17 protein-coding genes are annotated in these 21470 nt (G+C 43.6%); 3 read left to right on the forward strand and 14 right to left on the reverse strand.

Annotation, left to right across the window (positions count from 1 at the left end; all coding sequences use genetic code 11):
* Window positions 1–299: 299 nt before the first annotated feature.
* Complete coding sequence (locus tag ACZ5R2_RS21205) at window positions 300–1214, reverse strand: LysR family transcriptional regulator (protein WP_464902638.1); 915 nt, start codon at window positions 1212–1214, stop codon at window positions 300–302.
* Between the two features lie 163 nt (window positions 1215–1377).
* Between ACZ5R2_RS21205 and ACZ5R2_RS21210 the strand changes: the two genes are divergently transcribed.
* Window positions 1378–2772 (forward strand): aminotransferase family protein, encoded by a 1395-nt coding sequence (locus ACZ5R2_RS21210; protein WP_464902637.1) that lies wholly within the window; start codon window positions 1378–1380, stop codon window positions 2770–2772.
* Between the two features lie 48 nt (window positions 2773–2820).
* Window positions 2821–4026: an iron-containing alcohol dehydrogenase gene (locus ACZ5R2_RS21215; RefSeq protein ID WP_464902636.1), complete on the forward strand. Its 1206-nt coding sequence runs from the start codon at window positions 2821–2823 to the stop codon at window positions 4024–4026.
* A gap of 205 nt (window positions 4027–4231) precedes the next feature.
* Here ACZ5R2_RS21215 and ACZ5R2_RS21220 read toward each other — a convergent pair whose 3' ends face one another.
* From ACZ5R2_RS21220 to ACZ5R2_RS21265, 10 genes are all read right to left on the reverse strand, one after another.
* Window positions 4232–4621: a VOC family protein gene (locus ACZ5R2_RS21220; RefSeq protein WP_464902635.1), complete on the reverse strand. Its 390-nt coding sequence runs from the start codon at window positions 4619–4621 to the stop codon at window positions 4232–4234.
* Window positions 4622–4627: 6 nt separating this feature from the next.
* Window positions 4628–5584 (reverse strand): aldo/keto reductase, encoded by a 957-nt coding sequence (locus tag ACZ5R2_RS21225; RefSeq protein WP_464902634.1) that lies wholly within the window; start codon window positions 5582–5584, stop codon window positions 4628–4630.
* Window positions 5585–5605: 21 nt separating this feature from the next.
* A complete protein-coding gene (locus ACZ5R2_RS21230; protein ID WP_464902633.1) occupies window positions 5606–6685 on the reverse strand; it encodes a glycoside hydrolase family 117 protein in 1080 nt (359 codons plus the stop codon).
* Between the two features lie 196 nt (window positions 6686–6881).
* A complete protein-coding gene (locus tag ACZ5R2_RS21235) occupies window positions 6882–9998 on the reverse strand; it encodes a glycoside hydrolase family 2 TIM barrel-domain containing protein (protein ID WP_464902632.1) in 3117 nt (1038 codons plus the stop codon).
* Window positions 9999–10083: 85 nt separating this feature from the next.
* Window positions 10084–10956: a helix-turn-helix domain-containing protein gene (locus ACZ5R2_RS21240; protein ID WP_464902631.1), complete on the reverse strand. Its 873-nt coding sequence runs from the start codon at window positions 10954–10956 to the stop codon at window positions 10084–10086.
* 174 nt (window positions 10957–11130) lie between these two features.
* Window positions 11131–11790 carry a hypothetical protein gene (locus ACZ5R2_RS21245; RefSeq protein WP_464902630.1) on the reverse strand — a complete coding sequence of 220 codons (660 nt, stop codon included), beginning with the start codon at window positions 11788–11790 and terminating at the stop codon, window positions 11131–11133.
* Window positions 11787–12923 (reverse strand): hypothetical protein, encoded by a 1137-nt coding sequence (locus ACZ5R2_RS21250; RefSeq protein WP_464902629.1) that lies wholly within the window; start codon window positions 12921–12923, stop codon window positions 11787–11789. The genes ACZ5R2_RS21245 and ACZ5R2_RS21250 overlap by 4 nt, the downstream gene beginning before the upstream one ends.
* 258 nt (window positions 12924–13181) lie before the next feature.
* Entirely contained in the window at window positions 13182–13922 is a 741-nt protein-coding gene (locus ACZ5R2_RS21255; protein WP_464902628.1) for a M15 family metallopeptidase, read from the reverse strand.
* A complete protein-coding gene (locus tag ACZ5R2_RS21260) occupies window positions 13922–15199 on the reverse strand; it encodes a TRAP transporter large permease (RefSeq protein ID WP_464902627.1) in 1278 nt (425 codons plus the stop codon). Before ACZ5R2_RS21260 ends, ACZ5R2_RS21255 begins: the two co-directional genes overlap by 1 nt.
* On the reverse strand, window positions 15196–15678 hold the full coding sequence (locus ACZ5R2_RS21265) for a TRAP transporter small permease (protein WP_464902626.1): 483 nt from the start codon (window positions 15676–15678) through the stop codon (window positions 15196–15198). The genes ACZ5R2_RS21260 and ACZ5R2_RS21265 overlap by 4 nt, the downstream gene beginning before the upstream one ends.
* A gap of 124 nt (window positions 15679–15802) precedes the next feature.
* Between ACZ5R2_RS21265 and ACZ5R2_RS21270 the strand changes: the two genes are divergently transcribed.
* On the forward strand, window positions 15803–17416 hold the full coding sequence (locus ACZ5R2_RS21270; RefSeq protein WP_464899543.1) for an IS1634 family transposase: 1614 nt from the start codon (window positions 15803–15805) through the stop codon (window positions 17414–17416).
* 106 nt (window positions 17417–17522) lie between these two features.
* Here ACZ5R2_RS21270 and ACZ5R2_RS21275 read toward each other — a convergent pair whose 3' ends face one another.
* From ACZ5R2_RS21275 to ACZ5R2_RS21285, 3 genes are all read right to left on the reverse strand, one after another.
* Window positions 17523–18533: a TRAP transporter substrate-binding protein gene (locus ACZ5R2_RS21275; RefSeq protein ID WP_464902625.1), complete on the reverse strand. Its 1011-nt coding sequence runs from the start codon at window positions 18531–18533 to the stop codon at window positions 17523–17525.
* 77 nt (window positions 18534–18610) lie between these two features.
* The gene (locus ACZ5R2_RS21280) at window positions 18611–19582 is read right to left on the reverse strand and encodes a LysR family transcriptional regulator (RefSeq protein ID WP_464902624.1); all 972 of its coding nucleotides are present in this window, start codon (window positions 19580–19582) and stop codon (window positions 18611–18613) included.
* A gap of 294 nt (window positions 19583–19876) precedes the next feature.
* Window positions 19877–21466, reverse strand: coding sequence for a BCCT family transporter (locus tag ACZ5R2_RS21285; protein WP_464902623.1), 1590 nt, complete (start codon window positions 21464–21466; stop codon window positions 19877–19879).
* Between the last annotated feature and the right edge of the window lie 4 nt (window positions 21467–21470).

Below are 21470 nucleotides of genomic sequence, written 5' to 3' on the forward strand. Positions count from 1 at the left end.
TCTGCCAAAAGTTACAAAGAATGGATTCAGCTCATGTCTTCTAGTTCATTGATAAATGGTATTTTTTACCGATAACAGTCGGTTAGCTGATAATAATATTAATCAAGCTGGTCAGCTCATAACACGCAAATTCAAACACCTACAATAGTTAATCTGCTGGACTTAAATGGTGCAAAAAGCACATTATTGCACCAATTTGTCGTCTTGCAAGATTAGTTACTGTTGATTTCCTCAATAAGACCATAATGCTCCAAACTCAACTTATAACCATCAAAAATCCGTTATTGACTAATTACAAACTAACCTTCCATATCGACAAGATTGATAAATTCGCTAACAATTTGGTTGCGCTTTATACCTTTTTTACTAATTAAATTAATCTCAGAACTAAATTTAAATAGCTCTGGTAATAGCTTCAGCATTTTATGCTCATTTACCCAACTTGCCGCGTAGTGTTCAGGTAAAAAACCTATGTATTGGCCAGTTAGTATAAGAAATGCAACACCTTCATGATCCGAGGCAGTTGCTGTACATCTCAATTTCTGATGAATCTCATATGCTTTGGTATCTATCTGATTTCTTGTAATGATTGTGTGAGATTTGCGTAGGTCTTCAACAGTGATATCGTCGGCAGAAAAGAGCTCATGTTCACTACTGCAATACAGGTTATAGTACTCCCGATACAATGAGTGATATTCAAGCCCTGTCCTGCGATTTTGGATGGGCATTGCTCCGAGATGAAAGCGACCATCAGATATCCCTTTCTCGATATCTTCTGGAGTGGTCATAGTTATATTAATGTTAATGTTATCACTTAATTGCCTTAGATTTTTGAGTGTATTAGTTATTAGCATCTTGGGCTGAGTAACAAGATTATTCACTAATGCTATATTCAACTGTCCCCTAAGTTCATGGTTTATTTGGTTGACGTTGTTCCTAAAGTCTTCAATCGATGCCAGCAATGCTTCAGATGACTCCAACACCAGTGCACCCTCGTCTGTTAAAGTGACCCCGCCCCGCCCTCGATGACATAGCTTCATACCCAAACGCCGTTCCAAATCACTCATCTGTAGTGAAATTGCAGACTTGGTAATCCCAACAACAGACTCTGCCGCAGTATAGCTGCCGCACTCTGCGACTGTTTTAAATAACCGAATCAATTTAATGTCAAAGTCTGTAATTTGATTAACCAATTTTTTTTCATGGTTTAGCATTTCAATAACTCACGTACAGTAAAATTGTATTTAACTCAACTTACACTCATGGGATAAAAGATCCAACCGATAACTATCAACAAGTTTCAACCATGACAAAGCCACCAAGTTCAGCCTAGTCATAAAGGAATGCGTTCGGTATGCAAGGAGAGACAGAGAGACTATGGATAATTTTCATGATGAAATCGAGCTAGACTCAGCCCATGTATGGCACCATATGACACAACACGCCAACTCAAGGGCGCCAATGTTTGTTAAGGGTGAAGGAAGCTACCTTTGGGATGCAGAGGGTCAACGTTATCTTGATGCTACTTCCGGCGGTGTTTGGTGTGTCAATGTCGGTTATGGGCGTGAGTCTATTGCTAATGTCGTCAGAGAGCACTTGCTTAACTTACACTATTATGCGGGGTCCGGTGCTACACCAATCGCTAGCCAGTTCGCGGCCAAATTGTTGAGCTATATGCCAGGGATGAGCCGGGTTTACTTCTCTAACTCAGGATCTGAAGCAAACGAAAAAGCCTACAAAATGGTCCGTCAAATTGCGGCAAAATTTTATGGTGGAAAAAAAACAAAAATACTTTATCGAGATCGTGACTATCACGGCACAACCATTACTTGCTTAAGCTCATCAGGGCAAGAGGAAAGGAAAAACCAGTATGGCCCTTTTACCCCGGGTTTCATCGAAATTCCACACTGTTGTGAATATCGAAGTCAATACGGCGACGTCGATAACTATACTGAATTATCTCTCAAAGCCATAGAAGACGTAATTTCAAGGGAAGGCGCAGATACAATCGGTGCTATCGTGGTTGAACCCATAACTGCCGGGGGTGGTATTATTGTCCCACCTGAAGGGTATCTTGCGGGCGTTAGGCGTATTTGTGATAAACACGATATCCTGCTTCACTTCGATGAAGTTGTTTGTGGATTAGGACGCACTGGTAAATGGTTCGGATACCAGCACTTTAATGTGCAACCTGATTTAGTTACTATGGCTAAAGGCTTAGCATCAGCCTATGCGCCAATTGCATGTACTGTCGTAACAGAAGATATTTTTCAAAAGCTAAACGACAACCCCAACCACCGAGAAAGTTATTTCCGTGATATTAGTACCTTTGGAGGATGCACCTCAGGCCCCGCAGCAGCAATGGAAAATCTCGCTATAATCGAGCGCGAAAATCTACTGCAAAATTGCACTCTTTTAGGTGATTACTTATTAACTCGCTTAGAGGTGTTGAAAGACAAGCACGAGGTCATTGGAGATGTGAGAGGAAAAGGGCTATTTTTAGGTTTAGAGCTTGTCACAGATAGAGAAAGCAAAGAACCTGTCGATGAATCCATTTTGGTTGAAATAGTAAAGCACTGTAATCAGAACGGCGTTTTAATAGGGCGAACCAATCGATCCTTCAAGAAGTATAACAATAACTTATGTATTAGCCCGATGCTAACGTTAAATCATGAACAAGCTGACGTAATTATAGATACTATTGACAAAGCTCTAGAGAGTGTATTTAAAAGTCAATCTTCGCTGAATAGTAAAAACGTTCACTTCGCTTAATTGTCAATACAATATGTAATTCATCGCTACATTAGGAATATATACCACATGACTAATAGGATTAGTTTACCTCAAATAATGGAAATAGGCAGAGGTGCATTATCACGCACTCCAGATGTCCTTAAAACGCTGGGAGTCAGGAAGCCTATGATAGTCACCGATCGAACCATGATTGAACTCGATTATGTCGAAAGTTTGAGGGTGTCTCTCGCAAGCGTAGGAATGGAATCAAAGGTATTCTCAGAAACCATACCCGAGCCTACTGCCGCCTCTATTGAAGCGGGGGTAAACATGCTTCGTGATGGGAACTTTGACTCAATCATAGCCCTTGGAGGTGGGAGTCCAATTGACAGTGCCAAAGCGATTTCTATTGTAGGAAAGTACGGAGGGCACATTCGTGACTATAAATATCCTCGCGATGTTGAGGAACATGGCTTGCCGATCATAGCCATACCAACTACGTCTGGCACTGGCTCAGAAGCCACCCGCTTTACTATCATTACTGACGAATCAAGTGATGAGAAAATGCTATGTGCTGGTATAGGTTTTATGCCTGTTGCGGCGATTATTGATCATAGCCTAACGCTTACCTTGCCCGCTCGAACTACCGCAGATTGCGGTTTGGACGCACTAACGCATGCAATTGAAGCTTATGTGAGTCGAAGAGCCAATGCCTTCTCTGATAGTCAGGCACTCATAGCGATGAAGTTGATTGGGAAAAACCTAAGAACCGCTTTCAACTCCCCTGCCAATGAAAACGCGCGCGAATCTATGATGTTAGGCTCTACACTTGCCGGTATCGCCTTTTCAAATTCTTCAGTAGCACTCGTTCATGGTATGAGCCGTCCTATTGGCGCTCTATTCCACATACCTCATGGCCTTTCCAATGCGATGCTATTACCCGCAATCACGGAGTTTTCAATCAAGGGCAATGAAAAACGGTATGCAGATTGCGCGCGAGCGATAGGAGTTGCTACAAATAAAGATAGTGATCAAACCGCTTGTGATCAGCTTGTTGCAGAACTGCATTTATTAAACAAAGACCTTAAAGTACCAACATTGAAAGAGTACGGAATCGAAGGAAAAAATTTCATTTCTTCAATCCCTGTTATGGCAAAGCAAGCTTTGGCCTCAGGGTCGCCAGCCAATAACCCGCGTTCAGCCTCAGCTCAAGAAATAGCTGATTTATACAAAGCAGTTTGGCAGCTAGGGGCAACTCAACCTGATGCTATATACTGTGTGAACAACGAGTAATTGAGACAACTCTACCCAAGTGACCTCGATATGCAGGCTTTAGAGCCTGCGATCCACAGCAAAACCGAGGCAAGCATGACTATCACCAAAGAACGTGGTAGATCATATCAATGAGTAAGGCATCAACCCGCCCTACTCTTCTACACTTGCCTATCAATGTTGTACTTATTGCCTTAAATCAAGGGAACTAAGGAGGCGCTTCCCCTTACTTTTGATTAAGCCCTATTATTTCTCCATTAGGACCTGTGAAGAAGGTATAACCATCTTCCTCATAGTTTAAGTTTTCTAAATTGTAACCATCAGCTACTAATGAGTCACCTATGGACTTAATATCATCAACATAGAGCATAAAATGGTTGTGGTTTGTATTGCCTATCTCTCCAATATTATCTCTATATTCTGGAGCTGTTAAAGACAGATGAATTGTACAATCCCCTGCTGTTAGTTCTAAAACCAACATTCCTTCTATCGCTCCGCCTTTAAGAACACTTGCATCGATTAAATGAAAGCCCAGTATCTCTCTATACAGTTTTAATGTTTCTTCCAAGTTTAATATATGCACGCATAGGTTTTTAATTCCAATCACTTTTCCCATAGCCCTCTACACCTCGATTTGATAATTATTTGAATTTAGCCATTCTAGATCTTCTCTAGTTATAGAAAGCTGCTCGGCTTCTATAGCTCGATTGAGTTGTTCAATTTCCCTTGCACCAATAATCGCAACCGTTGGAAACTTCTGCTCTAAGACGTAACTTAGCGCGACTTGTGAGGTTGAGGTATGGTAGTGCTTAGCTAACTCTTCAACCCGAGATAACCGTTCCCAATTATCACTGCTTGCGTAAACACGATATAAATCATGGTTAGCAGTAGCCGCTTTAGAGTATTTGCCTGAGAAAAAACCTCCTGCTTGCGGAGACCATGCAAGCAAGGGTAGCTTTGTGGATTCATGCCACCCTATCATCTCTGGATCTGCATATACGCAACCAGGCCACCTTGCTTCAATCGGTCGCGCTAAACTAAAGCCAGGGCTATTGAAAGAAAGCATGGTAAGACCATGGGTTGCAGCATAATCATTGGCTTCGACGATACGCTCTAGAGTCCAGTTCGATACACCCACAGACTTTACTTTTCCATCCACTACAAACTGATGTAATTGCTCAACAATTGACTGTACTGGGATATCCGGATCGTCTCGATGAAGTGCATATAAGTCCACATAGCTAGTGCCTAATGCCATCAAACTTTCATCTAAATCTTGTTGCAAATCTCTAGGGGTTAACCTGCTTGTACTGGGTGTTTTGTCAGCTGGATGCCCCCCTTTAGTCAATAAAACAACGTCATCTCGGCATCCTCGCTTATTCAACCAACTTCCAATGACATTTTCACTGGCACCATAGTGACGAGCTGTATCGATACAGTTGCCACCAATAGCTAGGTAGTGATCAAGAAGGCTGTGATAATAATCCTGTTTATCACTGTACAAAAACCCACCTGTACCTAGCGTTATCGAGGTAATTTCTATTTGTGATCCTTTGCTCGGTATCGATATTTTATTCATATTGGGCCTCTAAGATAACTATTATTGATCTTCGATATTCGACCAACCATCTAGTATTTGGCGTTTAACCTTATAGCGACATATATAGTTCCAGTTCCAGGAGTCATCATACTTATGACACAAGCCCCATGTTAAACCTGGCGAGTTGATGGTATCCTCATTGTCATCCCTAAATATACCTAACGCTTCTGGAGCACCCTTAATATAGGATCTAATGTGAAAATTCAAACCGTCATTTGACCACTGTACTGTATTTCTCTCAGGGCCATCGGTTGTAATTAAAGATGCAATGCCGCCTTGGTGGTGCCAAATGGCAACTTCATGTCCGGAGTTAGAAATAGGATTAAGTTCAGATTTCTCATAAGGACCCAGAATATTATCCGCAATCGCAACACCATGCTTTATCTCACGACCGCCCATATTGATTCTTTCCCCCATCGTTTCACCCTTATAGTAGAGATGGAAGCGACCTTGAAACACGATCAGGCAGGGATCATGAACTTTATGACTATCAAAGCTTCCTTTTGACTTAACATGGAAACGATTATCTTCATCTCCTAACCACTCACCGTCTCGTGATGGGCTTAATATAGGGCCTTCAGATTTATGCCACGGGCCATAAGGTGAATCAGACCAAGCGATAGCTACCTCTTCAAACTGCCTGTTGGTGTATGGTGCTCTTACCGTCTGATACACGAGATAGTACTTATCTTCATAGGCTAATACTTCGGGTGTAAAGACGGCTCTATCATCATACTGCCCCGCTTCACCAGCCTTGATAGCGACTCCTTCTTCTTTCCATACCACACCATCTTTCGAACTTGCATGCCATACTTCAGTTTTATCCCATGGGAATACTTTATCATCAGGGTTGCCTGTGAATCCTTTTGTCTCACCTTCCCCTTTTGTATACCAGCAATGGTAAATGTCATTGACTTTGATTACCGCTGAGGGGTCTCTACGAATGACACCCTCTTGATATTCAAAATCTCCCTTTAGCTTCTCTACCTCAAACTCGATAAACCACTCTGGTCCTTGTTCGTAGTAGCCTCTCTCCAAGGCACGCAAAGAAGCTGCGCTCAATTGTTTATTTTTATTCACGTGATATCCCTTATAACTTCAATTAAAGGCTAGAAATTCAATTAGTACATTTATATTTATGACAGATAAGCATCTATAACTTATAAAAGTTATATAATTATCAGATAGTTTAACTTCTAGTGTTAATGTATTGTGGGACTAAAGTTATCTACAGCACAGGCAAACTAATTAGTCCCAATATTTTATCTAGTTCCAGTTATACAATTTTCAGATCAAACTTGTATTTACCCGCTGAAACCTCGTATTCTAGTCGTGTTTGTGGACCACAAGACCCTGTACCCACACCTCGTTGAAATAAATCGATGTTGATTTGTGTATTTTGATCAGGTACTAGCTCATGTTTATGACGCTTACTAAACAGTTCTTTTGAAGTAAAGTGGCTGACACTAAACTCGAATGCCTTGTCACTGGTAAATGTCAATTCTTGGGCAGGACTAATTAGGCTAAACCAACGTGTATCAGATTTATTACCATTCTCTTGTGGCAAGATATAAGGAACAAATTGCTCACTGACTGTTGATGTGAACTCGGCAACATATGAGCCAGCATCTCTGTCACGATAATTCTCGTTCGGTCCTAAACCAAGCCACTTCAAACCCTCGAACTCTTTATTCGCTTCTAGCTTAATTCCAACTCTCGCTAGCGAAGGCAGGCTGGAATTACACGATATTTCAAACGATACATTCAGCGCACCTTGGACATCAAAACTATAACGCTCGATAAACTCCAGCGCATGTGTATTCTCACTAGTCACCCATAAACTTCTAATCTTAATGCAGTTATTATTGATTACTTCTAAAGATGCATCGTGAACACTCAACTCCTGCAGCCCTGCTTGTTGCCACAAACTCATCGGTTTACTGTCTTGTCCCGTCCAATCACGTATTCCGTCGTTGTCGAGCGCCGCACGCCAAAGGTTGGGTGTCATCATTGAAGTAAGACACGAATGGCCATTCTTTACTAATCCAGAAAAACAGGCTTTAGTACGGTCAAACGTTACAATTAGCTGCCCACACTGCATCTCAATGCCATCAGGAGTTTCTGACACCGTGGAAGAAACCGATGGCTGTTGCAAAATTGGATTGACCCGCTGAGACCAAGGGCACTCGAACTGCTCCCAACCAAGCTCATGACCCCGTTTGGCCCAAGGTTGGTCTTCAAGTGTCATGAAAGAAAACAGCAGGTGGTACTCACTCTCATTTTCGTCACGAATAGCACTTAAGTCGACGTGAATAATTTGTGAGTCACCGGCTTTGGCATAAAGGGGCTCTATTGCGCAAGTGCTGACCGATTTGCCATCTTTCATCAACAAGACCTTGCCTGCTAGGTAACTCAAATCAACAAAATTATGCTTATTGGTAATGGTGAACGCACCAGTATCCCAATCAACAACCTCTACCTTGAGCGGTTGTGCCAACTTTTTGAACTCGTACATTGCTGGGTGCGGTGTTCGATCTGGCCAAATCAATCCATTGATACAGAAATCAAAGTCGTGTATTTCCTCACCAAAATCACCACCATAGGCCCAATACTCCTCACCACTATCTGTTGTCTTAACGAGGCCTTGATCGACCCAGTCCCATATAAATCCACCTTGTAGACCATGATGTGTCTCAATCGCATGCCAATAGTCTTTTAGACTTCCATTGCTATTTCCCATCGCATGAGAGTATTCACATGGGATATAGGGTCTTGGATCATCAACTGTGGTCACCCACTCGATCATATCCTCAACGCTCGGGTACATAGGACAAAATATATCCGTCGCGTGAGCTCCTCGGCCTGAAACCATGCTAGTTTCAGCTTGACCATATTCCATTCGCGTAGCCCCTTCATAATGGAGCAGCCTGCTATCATCCATAGCGCGAACCCATCCAGCTGCTGCATCATGATTGGCACCATAGCCAGATTCATTACCTAATGACCATTGAATGATACTAGGATGGTTTTTGTCACGATGAACCATTCTAGAAACTCTATCTATAAAAGCGGGTAGCCATCGTGTATCTCTGCATAACTGATCATAATAGTCATGAGCCTCGATATTGGCTTCATCAATCAGGTAAATGCCATACTGATCGCATAACTCATACCATAAAACATCATTGGGATAGTGAGCACAGCGAACAGCATTAAAGTTAAATTGCTTGAGTAGTTGGATATCGCGGATCATTGTCTCACGCGAAACCACCTTTCCAGTGTATTGATCGTGGTCATGTCGGTTAACCCCTTTCATAAGCACTGGCTGGTTATTGATCAGCATTTGCTTATTGCGAATCTCTATCCGGCGGAAGCCTGTTTTTAGTGAAATAACCTCGATTGTTTCATTTACTTGATTTTTTAGAGTAATGACTAACGTATAAAGAGAAGGCGTCTCTGCACTCCAAGACTGGACACGATCAACTTCAAAGAACAGACGAACATTGTGGTCTAATAACTTGGTATTGAAATCTGAGGTATGTGAAATGGGTACCCCTAAGCAATGTGCCGCTTCACTCTCTTCAATGACTGGCTTGCCTTGAGGGTCGAACAAAGAAACATCAATAGAGAATGCTTGCTTATCATAGGCAGAGTTCTCAACACGAAGTTTCAAGTCGAGTTGACCTTTGGTGTAGCTAGTATCTAAACCTGACTTGGCAAACACATCTTGGATATAGCAATGGTCAGAGGAATAGAGATAAACATCTCGATGAATACCTGCATGATGCCAGTGATCTTGATCCTCTAAATAAGTACCATCTGACCAACGAAGCACAATAATAGCCAAACTGTTCACTCCCTCAATTAGATAAGGAGTGAGATCAAATTCACTGGGTGTGCGGCTATCCTTGGCAAGTCCAACCTGTTTACCATTTACGTATAAGAAATAAGTACTTTCCACACCAGCGAGGTGTATTACCGTGCGTCTTTGCTTCCACTCACTATCTATAGTGAATTTCATCCGGTAAACGCCGGTAGGATTTACCTGTGGTACGTTAGGAGGACTCAAAGTGAATGGCATTTGAATATTGGTATATTGTGGGTAGTCACCGGTATCTTGCATAGTCCAGCAACCGGGTACTTTAATATCATCCCACTCAGAGTCATCATAGTGTTGCTCGACAACAGCATCACTTATGTTTTCTGGGCAATCAAATAACTTAAACTTCCAAACGCCATTGAGTAAATTGAACCAGGGACTAAACTCCCTTTTACACTGTTTAGCGAGCTCTACGGTAGGATATGGGTACAGGGTCGCTCGAGAAGCAACCTTATTAATGGCGGTTATTTCTGGGGTTTCCCACGGTTTGGCACAATGCAACATTGAGAACATAGTTTAGCTACTCCTTGATTCAATAAGAGACAAGTTAATTGAGTAAGCTGGTCAAAACCATTGGAATACTGGCATGTTACATGGGTTAATTGGTATTTGGATTCGTTTTGTGACGTTGTCGATAGAATTGGGGTGAGCTGCCCAGCGTCGATTTGAACTGTGCAGAAAAATCACTTGGGGATAGATAGCCAAGTTCATGAGCGATTTGGCTGATGCTATCAGTGGTATACCTTAGGTATTGACAGGCTACTTCCATTCTTCTGTGGATAATGTACTTTCTCGGAGAAACTCCAACAGATTGTTTGAAAGCTTTGCGAAACCACTCGTAGCCCTTGCCATGCTGTAGGCAATATTCCTGTAAATCAAATCGTTGCTGGTAGTTGTTCAAAAAGTAAATGCATGAAAGCTGGATAAAATCTGACGAATGCTCACCTTGACGAAGGTATTGCTGCTGAAGTTTACGCAAAAATGTTGCCGCTTGAAGCAGCAGATCAGGCAGTCGAGCTTGAGGACATTGCTTCAACTCCTGCATAAGTTCAAACAAGGTTTGTTCTATATGTTGTGAAGGAAGTCCATGTAAACACGGGTAGTCCGGGTTGATGACCCCAGTAGCAGTAAAGAAATCAAAAGTTTTCCTATCAAAATCAAGATAACATACTGCCCACTTTTGACCATGCTCAACGCTAGTTGAATGCTCTCTGTCGGGAAAGCGTTGAAATAGACTACCCGGCGCTAAATCATATCCGTTTCCAGCTTGATCCCTGTATTGGCCAGTACCTTCTATGACGTAACAAATTGAATAATATGGAAATTTGCAGTGTTCAAACTCAGCACCAGCTCCCAGTTTAAACAAGAAACCCGCGCCAATTTGCTGCTTATGGCCCACATCAAGCGAACGCATCACACTGATATCACTATGGCTCATGTGACGAAGAGACTCTGCTCCTGAATAAATCATCTGTGTGTTTCCTTGTTAAATGACTAAGGCCCTAACTTACCAACTTATCCTCATTAGTAACCCGCTCTCTCATCACTTTCATGCCAGTGTCGTGGTCGATTAAAATTGACCACCGCGTTATAAATTTCCCAGCACTGCCTCTCCTATTTTCGCTAGAGAGGTCCCCTCTTGGTATTACTGGCAGATATCGCGTGTTGGTAAGTGTTCTTGGCGATGGTATTTTACATATTCAGCGCTCTTTACAGGACCTATCCTAGCTCTAAAGCCAGATTCACCCTTAATCGCAAACGCCGCCTCACGCTGCCAAGCATCGATATAGGCTTGTTCGTAACACTGCACATCGTTATTCCAGGTCAACGCGTAGGTTTCTGGAGCCGCAATCACAAGATAGTCAGATTGAAAAGTTCCACTGAGTCTGGTGTAGACACCGTTAAGAGGATGAGCCTCGTTACATTCAGGATACATATACTCTGGATGAATGCTAGTCTGAGAAAACGCCGCCAAAGCCGGATAACCATCCGCGTTGATATAGCGAATTTCAACCTGTTGTTGGTCTAAATCACCGGATATCACTTGCCAGTCTTGCGTCTGTGAAACAAAAGAGCAGTATTGGCCGACTGAGTTTAGTTGGTGGATGGTCAGTATCTCTCCCTCTACGCTGGCGTAGATATTGCCCTCCGCGCGCCAAAAGACTGTCGGCTCATCAGGCTCAATATTTGGTGGCAACTGATTGGAGTTTTGATTACACCCGAGTAACACCCCAATGAGACCGGTAAGCATTAGCGCCTTGCGACGGGAAATGTGCAATTCTGCAAACTGCTTATGCGCAATCATAACTCAACTCCCTCTGACTCGGTATAACGCAACGCATCACAACTTACCCCTTCATCCAACTCACACGCTGAGTGCTCAGGCGCGACACACCTATCTCGCATCGTTGCATTCCCACAGTAGTCCCCAACCATTTTGAAATACATTCGCTCTGTCTGTTCACACAATTGTGTTAGGGAACCATCATCCTCTGCACACTGACGATAGTAGAAAGTCCTCATATAACCCTGCCATTTACCGCGGGTGTTAATCGCTTGATTCGAATCTAAGCGGTCATAACCTGTATGAGCATAAGAAAACTCCTTCAATCCAACCGGAACATAATCATCCTCTTGATGCCCTCGATTGCTGATATAGAGGAAGAGGTCCATCGCCGACAATGTACCGACTGGTAAAAGCCTATCGAGACTAAACACCTGAAGCTCAATATCGTAGGCATCATCGTACTTCGACAGCGCCTCTACTGCTTGAATATCATCGCCATAAATAGCCCTTGAAACCTCATTCAACACCGCCTTTCTCTCTTGGTAGCTATGCTGGTCTGACAGCACATTTATCAAAATAATCGACATTCTGCCGTAATTCACCGAACCAACCTGGGCATCTCCACAAGCCTGGTGAACATTGATTTTTCCAGCCTCGGTTTGACTCTCTAGCCACAACTTAGGGACTGCAGACATCACACCAAAATTATGCCTGTCTGTCCAAGACGATGTGAGGCGAAACTTAGTCGTCAAAGAGGCTGTAGATGATGAACTCAGATTTGAAGCAGCGTAGGCAAACTTATGGCGGCGATGCTCATCGATGAGCGACAATCTGAATAGGTTCGGTTGAGTTGTGCGCAAAATATCGCTAGGCGAGTGTGGGTAGCTATTAGAAGCCGATACTCTTGATTCGTTATAACGTTTAACGTTGATCTCTTTTTCATTGCAGTTATAGTGCGTGTAACCGCTCACGCGGTTCAAACCGTCACCAACGAGTCGACGATAGTCATCGTGCGTTTCTGTGGCAAATAGAAAGTCGATCTCCTCAGTTGTCAAAATACGCGTCTTGCCAGCCTCCACCAGCTGATCATAATCGAATGCCCGACAATAAAAAGACAGCACTATGGCAGTTATGGCACAAACAAAGCGCATATTATTCTCCATTAAATAGTCAACTGATGGAATAATATGCGAAGCTCGTTTACGAGCAAATAAAGAGATGTTACAAAACATTGCAAGCATTTGGTTATTAATGCATTTATTAGTAATCGCACTAATTTAGCATCTCACCAAAAACACACAAACTCTGTGTGAAGCGGCGTAATTGACACGGCGACCTAAATAGTCGATTTGTCATGACTTACTGACTACATTGCTGGTCGGTGGTCACTTGATCTTTTCTAACGGTTCTTATTGACTCGGCGTCTTCCACAAGGTAACTAGGTCAATTGGCTTAGTTGCGCCATAAATTGCTACTGGCTGCTTATTATAGAAAGCCCAAATTTGATCCCCATACCCGTAATGCCACCATTCACTTGGCAGATTAGCAAAGCCTGCTGACGTCATGGCATGATAAAGCATTCTCCTATTAGCTATCACCTGTTGCTCTATATGCTCACAGCGCTCTATCGCAGCAGTCCAGGAAAGCGGATGATTTTCATCAAACAGGGTCCCCATGTTTAACAATCGACCCAAGTCATCACAAAGCGTCACGTCAACAGCGCCTCCCGTCAGATGCGGGCTTGGACAGAGTGGGTTGGTTTTCGCTGGCGAGACGATATTGCGAGCCAACAGCTGCAAGCTATCTAGGCTCTTTCCTCGGTGCTCTGGGCTAAGTTTTAGCTCTTTCAATAGCGCCTCATAAAGATATTGCTGCACGCAATAGGGCCGCCAACCATCAAGAACAACTAAGTGAGTACCTTGTGGTAGCGCTTTGGCAGCTTGATGTAGCTTTTCAAACACCGTTTCTCGAACAAAGCATTCCGATATCGAGCCTTCCACTCCCATTTTGTTGTAAACGGGGTAATGTCTTATCCTTGATGAGAGTGATGTCGGGACTAATGTTTCGAGGTTATCTTCTATTTTTATTGATTCCATGGCTGTCCAATCTGGATTATCCATCGTTTCAATACACTTATAATTATCAATCATTAATTAAATAACCCCGGTAAAAATAGCACTATACCTGGCATAAATATCACACAGAGCAATACCAATATCGCATAGCCAATAAATGGAATAATATCTTTGAACATTTGTGTCAGTGGCACATTACTCACTGCACTCGCGATATACAAACAAGCCCCCATCGGCGGCGTGATCAAAGCAATGGTGATATTCATTGTAACGACTAAACCAAGATGGACTGGGTCGATCCCGGCGTGAAGAGCAATCGGCATAAATATGGGTGTCAGTAGCATCAAGGTCGATACCTCTTCCATTAACATGCCGATAAAAAAAGTAATCGCACTGATAGTAAGTAAAATAACCACTGGGTACTCTACAAAGGGCTCTAACAACAATCGAAAACTATCAGGGACCTTTGCATAGCTAAGCAACCAAGTGATTATTGATGATGCCGCAATAATCATAAATATTGATGAGGTTAGCTTCATTGTCCCTACCAGCGCATTGACAACCCTCTCAAAAGTAAGTGACTTGGATATCAGCCCGACAGTTATTGAGTACAGCACGATCAAAGCCCCAGATTCAGTTGGTGTGACCACACCAAATACAATGCTAAATAGAATAATAATTGGGGCAAAAAGAGCGGGAACTGCAGTAAAAAAGGACTTTACAACCCTTGTCATTGTGGGTTTATCGCCCGTGACATTAATACTGTTCTTGCGGCAGTAATTCCAATTGACCACAAAGAAAATGCTACCTAATAGTAGACCCGGAATGACGCCAGCAAGAAAGAGATCCCCTACCGAGGTGTTGGTTAAAGAAGCATAGAGAATCATGAATATACTTGGCGGTATAATCGGCCCTATCAGGGAGCTTCCCGCCGTTAACGCCGCGGCGTAACCTGGTGCGTATCCCTCTTTTTTCATCTCAGGGACCAAAATAGTGCCAAGCGCAGTAGTATCTGCAGCGGCAGACCCATTGACCCCAGCGAAAAATACGCTGGATACAATGTTCACGCCGCCAAGCCCACCTCGCAAATGTCCGACCAGCGATCTTGAAAAATTCATCAGCTTGGGGGTTAAGCCGCTTTCGTTAAGTAAGTTACCCCCGAGAATAAACAGTGGAATCGCCATCAGCGAAAAGCTATCAATACCACTGAAAAATTGCTGTGGCACCATTCGAAATGCTAAGTCAAAGTTAACAAACCAAAACCCAACCAGTGACGCCAACAACAGCGCCACAAACAAAGGAATGCCCAATAATAAATTAACTAGAAATACCGACACTATCGCTAAAGTCATGAGACCTCCCTAGCGACAGGCGAGCCTTTTATCAGCTGCAAAACTTGTTTAACTAAACCATGCAATGAGCATAGAAATAGACTGCCAAAACCGATAGGCAGGGAAAACATTGGGATGCTCTTGCTTATCCCTAAGCCTATCGTGGTGAATTTAACTATTGATAATGCATAGGTATAGCTGAAATAGGCAACACCGCCTAAAACCACTGTCACCACCAAACCTTGATAGAGATTTATCACACACTTAGTTTTTTCTGATGCAAGCCTATCAACTAAGTTTAATCGCATGTGCTCACCGTTTAACAGCACGATTCCGGCTATCAACATCACACCGCCAATGATTAAATATCGAGATAGCTCATCGACCCATATTGGTGATGATCCGAGGAAATATCTTGAAAAAACACCACCGAGCAGGGTGATCACATTGATAGAAAGGCAACCAATAGATAAAGATGTAAAGAGTATTGAATCCGTCATTCCGCACCTAATTTTAGAATTAAAACAGTGTGATCCAGTGAACATTTAGCAGTGAAAAGGATGATAACATCTTGACCGCGATCTGCAGGTTTGATCTATTACTGTTATTTGACGGTTTTAAACTATGCCTACTCAGCAACCTGTTATTAAGCGTTTGGATCACCTCGGGCTCATTGCTGCATTTTGTCACGAGATTGGCCTATCAAAAATGATAGATTCAGTCATTCCCAAGTACTCTAATCACAACGTTTCCCATGGTGATGCAGTCTTAGCCATGATTCTCAATGGGTTAGGCTTTCACAGTAGAACATTGCATATGTTCTCTGACTTCTTTGAAACCAAACCCATCTCTAAGTTGCTTGCTAAGGATATTGAAGCGCACCATCTCACCGATGATGTACTCGGCCGAACCTTGGATGCGCTGTATGAGGCCGATGTCTCAGCGCTTTATCAGGTCATCGCCGAACGTGTGGTCGATAAACTTGGCCTCGCTAGCGACTCTGTACACCTTGATATCACGAGCTTTCACGTTGATGGTGAGTATGCGCACGAGGAAGATACCAAGGCAATCAAGTTAGTGAAGGGCTATAGCCGAGATCATCGTCCTGAGCTCAATCAGGTGGTTCTTGAGCTCATTTGTGAAAACCAAGCTGGCCTTCCTGTTTATATGCAGGCGCTTAGTGGCAACACCAATGATGCCAAGGCATTCGCTGAAGTCACTAGTAATCATATCCATTGCTTAAAAGCGGCACAGAATAGTCGATACTTTATCGCTGATGCAGCCCTATACACTGAAGAAAGTATCTGCTCACTTGATGAGCAAAAACAAAAGTTCATTACCCGTGTTCCAATGACTATCAAGCAAGCAAAACAAGCACTACTTAGCCTAGAGCCAGAGCAGTTAAGTAAGATTGTAGATGGCTATTCAGGATGTTGGGTAGACTCAAACTATGGCAAGGTTGCTCAGCGGTGGTTGTTGGTTCACAGTGAGCAAGCAACTAAACGAGAAGAAATTACCTTCTACAAGAACTTAGAGAAAAACATCGCCAAAGAAATCAGAGCGTTGAACAAGCTCAGTAAAAAGCCATTTGCATGCGATACTGATGCTGAGCATGCGCTTAAGGAGTTCAAGGCGCAGTGCCTGTTACTAGGCTTTGAACACTCCGCTATCGTCAAAGCTGCTATTTATGCCAATCCAGGTCGTCCGAAGAAAGGCGATGAACCCTCAGGATATCAGTATTTTATAGAGGCCGTGCCGTACACCGACCTAGAAAAAGTGAAGCTAGCAAAGCTCAAAGTAGGCATGTTCATTCTAGCCACTAATGACATCGGCAACGAAAGTCTGACAATGGCAGCACTTCTAGATCACTACAAGTCTCAACAAAAGGTTGAGCGTGGCTTCCGTTTTCTAAAAAGTCCCGAGTTTTTGACCTCTTCAATATTTTTGAAAAAGCCCCAACGCATTGAAGCGTTACTCATGATAATGACATTGAGTCTGCTAGTTTATGCCAGCTTAGAGCACAAGATCAGAGAGCAACTGGGACAAACCGAGGAGTTTTTCCCGAGTATGGTTAAGAACAAGCAAACATCGAAACCGACTGCACGCTGGGTCTTCTTGAAGTTCGAGGGAATAGATACCTTAGATATTAACGACCAACGATTCATTACAGGGCTTCAAGAGCACCAAACTCGGCTGCTTAGTTTACTGGGTAAGTTCTATGAAGCGGTTTATTCCTGAATAAGGTGCGGAATCTCGGTTGAATACTTATTGCTAAAATATTTGCTCATTGCATAGACCTCTATTCAATCTTTGGTGCCCTTGTGGGCACCAAAATCACAAATATTTAAAACGACTTCGCATCTTCAAGGGCCATATCAACCCACTTCTGTTCAATCCCCTCTTCTTTTAGCCAAGCGAGGTATGAAGGCTGAGAAATTTTTTGAAACTGTGCAAGCTCTTCTTGCGTTGGTTGATAAACCTGCATACCGTTTTGAGCCAGGTAATCAATCCGATTTTGCACCTGCTCCGCTACCGACTTACGATTGATCTCTCCGGCTTGTTGGATGCCGTCCATCAGGATCTGCTTCTCTTTATCAGACAAGCTATTTAGAAGTGCGTCATTGCCGATGAGAAATTGGTCTGAGTATTGGATATTGGCGAGAGTCAGGTATTTCTGTACCTCATTCAGGCTCCCCATAATGATGTACATCGGTGGATTCATTTGCCCGTCCGCCACCCCAGTTTTCAGCGCCATATAGACTTCTGTCCAAGGAATAGGCGTCCCTGAAGCGCCAAATGACTCATAGAGCGCAACTTGGCTTTTATCCATCGCACGAAACCTTAAGCCTTTAAAATCATCTGGCGTCCTGATTTCTCTTTTATTGTTGGTAAACGCTAAGAAACCACCTTCTTCAATTACCGCCAGCATATGCGCATTGGTTTTTTCATAGAAGGTGGCTTTTAATTGCTTCCAATATTCACCGTGATCGAAGAAGTTATGCGCTTGAGTATTACTTTTCAGCATAAAAGGGATTGCACTAACAAACACCTCAGGAACCAAGGGTGATACACCGCCAAAAGAGGCGATATTCAAGCTCGGCATGTTGATCACCTGCTCCATCCTCTCCTGCTCTTCACCCAGCATACTGTTTGGATAAAGGTTGATCTTCAGCTCTCCATTTGACTCCTTTTCGACATAGGACTTTAAGTTTGATGCGAACAAATGAACTGCATTTTTATCCGCATCGGGGGCGCCGTTATAGCTTAAGTCAATGGTTTGAGCTGCAGCGATAAAACTGCTCGTGCTTAAGAGTGAAACTACCAATAAATTTCGTGCTAATTGAGTGATCATCATTCAACTTCCTGTACTAGTTAATCCATTTTCTAGAACCTAGTTATCAATATAAAATTAATGTGTTGATGACGAAATAGCTATTGCATTGACATATAGTCAACGCCTTTTTCTGGTGCGTCAACGCCCATATCTGGTGCGTCTTCATTAAGAAAACGAGAGTTATCGATAAGGAAGTTCATAAAGGCTTGGGCTTGCAAAGTCAGCTCTCTGTCTTTGAGAGATAGCACTCGTGCGCTGGCCTGCTCAAAGACCTTGGGCCGATACTCCAATATCTCAATCATCCCTTGCTTGAGCTCTTCGATTACCGTTAGCCTTGGCATAAATATAATTCCGCTGCCTGAAGTCACAAAGCTGGTTAGCACAGAGACGGAGTTAGTGCACAGCCTAGGCTCAAGGTTGATATGTGAAAGCTGCTCTTCAATTTTTACTAACCGGCCCATTCCCGTCGAACTATCAATCAACGCCAAGGGATAATCCGCGATATCTTGTATCGACTCAACAGCATCGCCTTTGGTTAGCTCATGATCAGCTGGCACCACGATATCTAATGGGTGGCATCTTTCTACGTGACAATGTAGCTTGGGATGAGGAGCGGATGCATAGGTAACGGCAAAGTCTACTTGGCGATCTTCTAATAATTGCACCGCATCTGAAGCTCCAGCGGTTTCTATTGTTAACTGAATACCAGGATATTGATTCATAAAATCTTGCATCGGCTTGGATATGAGATCGGCAATGAAGCCTTCTCCTACCGCCACTCGAACTTTACCGTATTTGAGATCCTTTAAATCATTCAACCGAGAATAAACCGCGGCTTCATTGGCGACGGTTGTACGATAAAAATTAAGTAGCTCTATGCCAGCATCAGTGAGTTTAGCCCCGCCTTGATGGCGTTCCCATATCGGTGCTTCGATTTGCTCTTCCAACTGGGAAAGCATTCGGCTAATGGCTGCTGGATCAACACTGAGCATTTTCGATGCTTTTCGCAACGAACCATATCGGGAAACCGCATTCAGGTACTCCAAAGCGCGGATATTAAAGTGATACATAGTTCCTTTGTCCTCAATGGATCCCCAATAGAACCAAGTAACCACACACAGCTAAATGAGGACCCAAGTTAGTAATTTATCCGTTTCACTCATCGGATGCACCGTTTATGCCACTAACAGATCTACACAGGAGTATAGAAAGTAAACCGCGTATTTTATCTCACGCTTGCCGTAGTCTGACCTCTCGGTTGATTGCTATTGCAACATTTACGAGGTGGGTTTTATCAACCCAGCCTCGATCAGAGATAAGCGCTTAGTATTGCTATAGCAATCACCCAAATTATTGGAGGCGACCTACTCTGTCTGCAAACTCTTTGCCGAATGAGGGATGGCACTCGTGCTTGTATCTTCAAATTTTACGTCACTCTTAGCACTCAGCAGTTCTGGATTACGCAACCAGCGGACCAAGGTTAAGCTGCAGCTAAGAATAATCACCGTTGCAGGCAAGCCGCCGAGATTAGAGAGCTGCTTGACGCCGTTTATGCCGACGGTACTTACCATGATCCAAGCGACGAGACCAATCAATGTCCCCCATAGGATCTTGATCGGCAGAGAAGAGCCTTCATCGGATTCTGCATCGAAATCCCGAGTACATAGATCACCTATCGCATCCGTACTGGAATCTGCCGCTGTCACGTAAGAAATAAACGCGATTAAGATCAAGAAGAAGGAGGTCAATCCACCAAATGGTAGCTGGCCCATAATATGGTAAAGCAGTTGCTCGATGCCTTGCTCGTTGAGTACCTTGTACAGCTCGCCGCCGCTCTGCATGTCCATAAAGATCGCAGTGCCAGAGAAAACGGTCACCCATACCAGGATAAACATGCTGGGGTAGATCAGGTTGACCTGAATAAACTCTTTCACTGTATAGCCTCGGGCGATTTTGCCGAGGAACATCGCGGTGATAGGAGCCCAAGCAAACCATACCGCCCAGTAGAACACGCTCCACCATTGTGGCCATGGGTCTTGTGCCGCTTGACCGGTAAACAGGCTTAAGCGGAAAAACGACTGTAAGAACTCACCCAACCCTTCGACGCCCAGCGCCAATGAGTAGGTCGTTGGCCCGACTAGCAATACAAACACAAACAGCCCGATCAACATCCAGAAATTTAACTGCGACATGCGTGCTATCCCTTTATTGAGGCCGCTGCAGGCAGAAAAAATAAAGGTTCCAACGATAATGGCGATAAAGACACCCAAAGTCAGCGTGTTACGCTCTACCTCGATAAACTGGCTCACACCACCTACCAAAGTGAGCGCACCGGTACCAAGCGAGGACGCCATGCCCACGACAAGCGAATACAGCGCCAACGCATCCACCACATCGCACATCTGTGGCGTGAGAAAGCGGCCGAATACGGGTTTAAGCGAGCTGGCAATAGAAAATGGCAGCTTCAGGTTGTAAAACGCCAGTGCAAAAATCAGCGCCGGAACACAATAGATAGCATAGGGTGTTGGTCCCCAGTGCAGAAACATCGCAGAAATGGAGAACAGTATCGCATCACCACTGCCCGGCTCGATATTTAGACTCGCCGGTGGCCCATAGATGTGATAAATCGGCTCAGCCGTGGTCCAAAACAGGACACCCACCGCAAGCGTGGTACACAGCACAATCATAAACCAGCGCTTTTTGCTGATCCGTGGAGTGCTCTTCTCACCCCCGATGCGAATGTTGCCTAACTTAGAGAAATAGGTGATGACAATCAGAACTAATAGATAGAAACTGCCCAAGCTGAACAGCCAAGAAAAGTTCTGTAATATGCTGTCGTTAATCGCCCCCGTAACAGCAGTAAACTGCTCCAACTCAATTAAACTCAACACCAACGCCGCCACCAGTATGAAAAAGGTGGGGAAAAAGACCAAAGGTCGAATATTCTTAATCATTACA

The organism is Vibrio sabulosilitoris (genome assembly GCF_055391395.1).